The organism is Micromonospora sp. NPDC002411 (genome assembly GCF_053592955.1).
Genome location: NZ_JBSFBM010000388.1, coordinates 1 through 5,716 on the forward strand (window position 1 = coordinate 1; position 5,716 = coordinate 5,716).

5 protein-coding genes are annotated in these 5,716 nt (G+C 66.1%); 2 read left to right on the plus strand and 3 right to left on the minus strand.

The window, feature by feature from the left end:
• Positions 1-50 precede the first annotated feature (50 nt).
• Positions 51-941 carry a hypothetical protein gene (locus tag ACWCO3_RS30370; protein ID WP_358049130.1) on the plus strand — a complete coding sequence of 297 codons (891 nt, stop codon included), beginning with the start codon at positions 51-53 and terminating at the stop codon, positions 939-941.
• Positions 942-1,001: 60 nt separating this feature from the next.
• On the opposite strand, the gene ACWCO3_RS30375 is transcribed toward ACWCO3_RS30370, so the two are convergent.
• From ACWCO3_RS30375 to ACWCO3_RS30385, 3 genes are all read right to left on the minus strand, one after another.
• Positions 1,002-1,616, minus strand: a complete 615-nt coding sequence (locus ACWCO3_RS30375) for a hypothetical protein (protein ID WP_358161701.1) — start codon at positions 1,614-1,616, stop codon at positions 1,002-1,004.
• A complete protein-coding gene (locus tag ACWCO3_RS30380) occupies positions 1,613-2,704 on the minus strand; it encodes a helix-turn-helix domain-containing protein (RefSeq protein ID WP_358049128.1) in 1,092 nt (363 codons plus the stop codon). Before ACWCO3_RS30380 ends, ACWCO3_RS30375 begins: the two co-directional genes overlap by 4 nt.
• A gap of 80 nt (positions 2,705-2,784) precedes the next feature.
• Positions 2,785-4,947, minus strand: coding sequence for a GmrSD restriction endonuclease domain-containing protein (locus tag ACWCO3_RS30385; RefSeq protein WP_450013304.1), 2,163 nt, complete (start codon positions 4,945-4,947; stop codon positions 2,785-2,787).
• 183 nt (positions 4,948-5,130) lie between these two features.
• Between ACWCO3_RS30385 and ACWCO3_RS30390 the strand changes: the two genes are divergently transcribed.
• A partial coding sequence (locus tag ACWCO3_RS30390) for an 8-oxoguanine DNA glycosylase OGG fold protein (RefSeq protein WP_450013306.1) occupies positions 5,131-5,716 on the plus strand: 586 nt, incomplete at its 3' end.

A 5,716-nucleotide genomic window follows, 5' to 3' on the forward strand; every position in this document is an offset into this window, starting at 1 on the left:
GATGTCGGCGGTACGACACCCGCTGATCGGGCCTCAGACGGGAGAAACATATGCGTACCCAGAAACAAGCCCGCGCTGTCGTACTCGTGCTGGGTCTCGTCGTGGTCGCGGCGGTGGTCGCCCCGGCGAGCCCGGCGTCCGCCGCGGTCCCCGGCCTGGTGCGGGTCGCCGCGACAAGCGTCAGCGACTCGGCGGACTTCCACAGCGCCACGGCGACCTGCCCGGCGGGAAAGGTGCTCACCGGCACCGGCTACGAACTGAACGGCGTCACCGGCGAAGGTGTCGTCGACGACCTGCGCCCCAACGGTGGCCCGGCCACCGCCCCGACAGCAGTCACCGTCGGCGCGTACGAGACGGAGGCGTTCGCCGGGAACTGGTCCGTCACGGCGTACGCGATCTGCGCCAACCCGGTGCCCGGCCTGGTGCGGGTGTCCACCGTCGGCGCCAGCAACTCGACCGACTACCACTCGACCACGGCGACCTGCCCGGCCGGCAAGGTGCTGACCGGCACGGGCTACGAACTGAACGGCGTCACAGGTGAAGGCGTTGTCGACGACTTCCGCCCCAACGGTGGCGTCGCCGCGGCGCCGACCGCCGTCACCGTCGGCGCGTACGAGTCGGACGCGACGACCCTCAACTGGTCGGTGACCGCGTACGCCATCTGCGCGAACCCGCTCCTCGGCCTGGTGCGGGCGTCCACGGTGGGAGCCAGCAACTCCCTCGACTTCCGCAGCGTCACGGCGACCTGCCCGGTCGGGAAGGTGCTGACCGGTGCCGGCTACGAGCTGAACGGGGTGACCGGCGAGGGCATCGTGGACGACTTCCGCCCCAACGGCGGCCCCGCCACCGCGCCGACATCCGTCGCATCCGGCGCGTACGAGGAGGACGCGTTCGCCGGGAACTGGTCCGACACGGCGTACGCCATCTGCGCCACGGCATAGCAACGCGCGGTACGTGTGGCCGTCCCGCGACCGCGCGGGGCGGCCACACCGTTGAAGGTACTAATCCTGGGCACGAACGGACGCACCGGTCGGCGGTCGCGTCGGGCCTGGTATGTGTGCGGACGGGAGTGGGAGGATGCCAGCCTTCCGGGCGTACGAGGGGAATTCGGCCCCGGTGCAGGGGAGCCGATGCTGCGTCTCTCGTAGGGCGTCGATGATTGCGCCGGCGTTGACCTCGGTGAGCCTGCCGGACCGGCATCTCTCTGCCAACAACCAGATCGTGCCGTGCACCTCAAGGCCGTATCGGCGACCGACCTTGGTTGCCGTGCGATCGTCGGTGATGGCCGTCCCCTGGTGAATTTCCGCCGCCGCGAACACGGAGGCCTCGCCCAGGTCCCGTCTGCCAGCGCCAATCCGACGAACCCAGGCTGCGAAGCAATTGAGTTCGGTGATCGTGTCGAGCGCGATGACGTCGACCCAGTCAAGTTCCAGTGCTGCGGTCAGCGCGCGCTCCCGCTCGGAGTTCGTGCGAAGCTCGTCCAGCACCACAGCCGTTGTCGCCACGCGCTGTCCCGCAACCAGGTCGGCCAGCACATCGAGCCGGTCAGCCAGGGCGAAGTGGTGAAGCACTGTCGTGTCGAAGACGAGAAGCGAGTCGTGGGGTGTGGCAGTCACGGTGCGAGATCTGTCTCGTCGCGTGGTGGTAGGTCCTCCAGGCTGATCTGGCCATGGAGCAGTTCGACCGCGCGGGCATCCGATACGAGGTAGCGGCGCCATGACTCCATGACTGCGTGCGAATAACCCGGCGGTACGCGAATCGCGTCCAGGTCGGGTTGCGGCGCCCAGCCAACCGCATCCATGATCTCCGCCCGGGTTGGCGTGGTTCGGCACCAGCGGGCCGACGACACGTCGAGCCAGCCAGCACGCTCCGCCTGGCGTACCGCAAGTGACCACGACGTGCGGTAGCGCGCCGTGAGCCTGATCAGATCTTCCCGAGAAGCCGGGCGGCCGATGACGTCGCCGAATGCGGCGACCGGGAGGAGCAACTCAGCGGCAAAGGCGTTGATCAGGCTTTCCCGATCCGCGCGGGACACGTGTACCGCCAGATCGCTGGAATATTCGTCGCCCAGCACCATGTGGCCCAATTCGTGGGCGGCGGTGGCTCGCCGCCGGCCGGGGTCTCCCTCGACACTGACGACTGACACCGCCAGGTCGCCGTCCACCATCGATGCGCCTTCGCCCGGAAGGTCGCTGATCAGGACGTACTGGCCGCTGCGCTCACAGAACTCCATCAGGGTGTCGATCGGCTCGGTGCCGATGCCCCGCCCGTCGCGCAACCAGCGCGCGGCAGCGCGGGCGTCATCGTCGGAGGTGACAGCGCCTTGGTAGCGGACAGGAGAAATGAGAGTGAGCGTGCCGATGTCCAGGAGTTGGCGAACGTCCCTGAGCCATGAGGCAAGCGCGATCTCCAGGCGTTGAGAACGTCTTGCCGCGTCTGTGTCGGTGTCCTCGGCGATGACCTCCGCGCGGTGCGAGATCACCGCTGGTCGGCGGTGCAGCAGATGATCGATGGGTACGTCGAGCGCGGTCGCGAGCCGGACCAGTTCCAGCGCATCCACGCGTCGAACACCCGACTCGATCTTTGCGATCATTGTGCGATCGAGGCCGAGTTGCGCCCCCAGCTCGGCCTGAGAAAGTCCAGCCCCCAGCCGCGTCTGGCGTACCTGCTCGCCGACTGTCATCCAGTCGCCGGTTTCGGTCATGGTGCGATAATCGCACGCCCTCCTGCCGTACGTCTCGACCAGTGCGAAGCAACTTGCTGCGAATCGGATATCCGTTGGTGCTAGACCTCAGCAGGGGCCCCTCCTCTGCCCTCATCCGTGTCAAGGCCTACGGCTTCTGCAAGTTCTCTCGCCGACATCCGCTGCTCGGCGACAGCCCGGCCCCATTGATCAAACCGCACACCCTCAGCTTCCAGCGTCGCCCGAGGGTCGTCGGTGCGTTCTGGGTCGGTCCACCGGAAGTCCGGCGACACTTGGCCGTGCAGCTTGAGCACGCGGTGCGCGTTGGCTATCCGAACGCTTCCCAGTCGGGTTCCAACAGCCACCTGGTGGGAGCCGATGACTTCTGCCACATCCGAATAGCTGGTCCATCGCCCCGCCGGGATCGACGCCAGGACCTGATTCATCAACTGCCAGCGCGGGTTTGGTGGCGGGATGTTGGCCGACTCGTCTGGACCAGGCCAGATGTTGACGATGCGGTCCGCCAAAGCCCTGCCGCGGGCAAAGATCTCCTCGCGCCCCCAGCGGCTCTCGGCAGCGATTCGTCGGTTCATCTCGAGACCGCTGTTCTCCAAGATCTTCTTCTTCGAACTGAAGCCGTCGTTCGAGAGTTTGGCGTTGTACGCGGTGAGTGTCAGGTTTCCCAGCGTGTGGACGAGCGAGGTGTGTAGTTCCTCGACGCTTTCGTGGTCTCCCATGTCGGCGCGGAGCATGTCCCACCACTCGTCCGTCGGCGACTGAGGGAGGACATGCTCCACGGAGAGCTTGGCCTGGCTGAAGTCGATCGGTTCCCCGTGTCGGTGATCCTCCTCCAGGCAGCGGAGGATGTAGGTGCGTTGGTGTCCGCGCCCGTACCAGTAAAAGCTGTTCGCCAGCACGGCGTCGCGGATGTGTTGGTCCGTAGGGAAGCGCTTTCGAGGGCTGGACAGGACTCTGGTGATCGACTTGGCCGAGGGAGTCTCGTCGCCAAGTTCTTTCACCAGGGACATGAGCAGTCGGTTGTTGTTGTTGCTGGAGATGCCGGCGATCGTACGACGGACCAGGTAACTCTCGACGGTACGCAGAGCGGCAGCGGCTTCACCGCTGGTCAGCGCACCGGCTTCGTGTGCCAGCAGCACATGGAGTGCGATTGGGTGAACAACGCTAACGCCCCATCGATCGAGGCGAGCCAGGGCTCGGCGAACTTTTCCATCAGGCTCGAGACGAGGGTCAAGGATCCGCTGGAAGAGGCGGGCCTTGCGATGTAGCGCCACGATCCACTGTTCCAGCGCTGCCTCATCCGGAAGTAGCCGCAATCGCTCCTGCTGAGCCTGGTAGATGGACTCCTGGGTGGCCCGATCGTCCCCGCGCAGCACCAGGTCCAGCCAGACAAGTTCCTCGAGTTCGCGGTCGGTGAGGAGTTCCTGTAGGGGCAGCCACTGCAACTCGTATACCCGATCCCCCTGAGTGGGAAGCCGCATGAAGAGATAGTTGCGCAGCAAGTCCGCCTGCGTGAGGGGCTGTCCGGTGTAGTTCAAGGACTCGAAGATCCGGTGCACGTTGTCATCGGCGTGGGCCGCAATCTCCACGATGGTCAGCTGACCGGCGATGGCGGTCTCGATGCGGGTGATGTCTTGGTCGTCATCTGGGTCGTCTGCTTCTACAAGCGCGGCTCGGAAGAAGTGATACGCGTTGCCGATGCGATCCTCGCCGCCTGCGTCTGGGGTCCGCTCCAGAAGTGCTACCCATGCCGCTCGATCTGCCTTCGTTGGCAGGAGTGTGTATCGCTCTGACCCAGAGGCGTACTTGTTGAACAGGTAGAGGTCATCGATTTTCTGGGCCAGTCGATCGTCGGTACCCCGAACGTGGTCACGGATTGCGCAGAGCAAGATGCTCAACGTCGTCAGCCGCTGCTGCCCATCGACGACCAACCAGCTCTGCACGCCTCCGGGAGTATTCAATGGACTGGGGGCGAGGACGAGCGATCCGAGGAAGTGGGAGGTAGAGCCTCCCCGAGCGACCCGCGTCAAGTCTGACCAAAGGCGAGTCAGGTCCTCCCTCTTCCAGCTGTAGCGCCGTTGGTAGAGCGGCACCACATACTGGAGTTCCCCTTGCAGCAGGCTCCGCACGGTCGTTTCGTTCGCCTTCAACGGACCTCTCCCCGGCATGCAGTTCGGACGGTTGATGGAGTGGCACTGGCCTTGGCCATCTGACCATGCTTCCCGTCCGCTGCAGATCCTCGCCATCCTCTGATCGGCGCGAAGACCACGAGCTGATGAGCCGCACCGATGATCTGCGGATGGCGGATTCAGCAACCTCAGCACCGGCGACTTCCGCGCTTGATACCGCGATATGCCGTCAGCGGGCGGTCAGTGAAGAGCCTCGGTCATAGCGTCCCGATGGAGGGCGCCATACGAGGGGAGCTGACAATGCGCGGACCAACGAACGTCGAGCAGCATCCGGTGAACGTGAAGGTCGACCGGTGGCGGGCGGGGCTGCCACCGGACGCCTGGCCGGACATGCTCCCGGCGAGCGGCGAGATGTGGCGGCGGGACGTCTTCGCTGTCGCCGACGCCTACCGAGCCGGCGACGCGAGTCCACGGCAACTGCTGACCGCCGTGCTGGTCTGGGCTTACGGACCCATCGGGTACGGCCCGTGGCGTGCCACCAGGTCCCTCGACGCTGATCCGGACGGCACACGCCTGGCGTACGCGCTGGAGGAGATGTCGGCACCCGACGAGGCCCGGCTGCGGTCGGCGTACCGCCGTTTTCTTGACCCCGACCAGGCGCGGCTGCCGTGGTTGGGGCCGGGCCTGTTCACGAAGGTCCTCTACTTCGCCGGCTACCGGCGTGGGGTGGGTGGCGTGCAGCCTCTGATTCTCGACCGTGTCGTGGCCGGCCTGCTCCCCGCCGAGGCGGGTGTCGGCCGGCGCAACGGCTGGTCGTCCGAGGAGTGGCTGGCCTACCTGCGGTGGGTGGCGGAGCAGGCCCAGGTCAGGGGCATCGAGCCGGAGG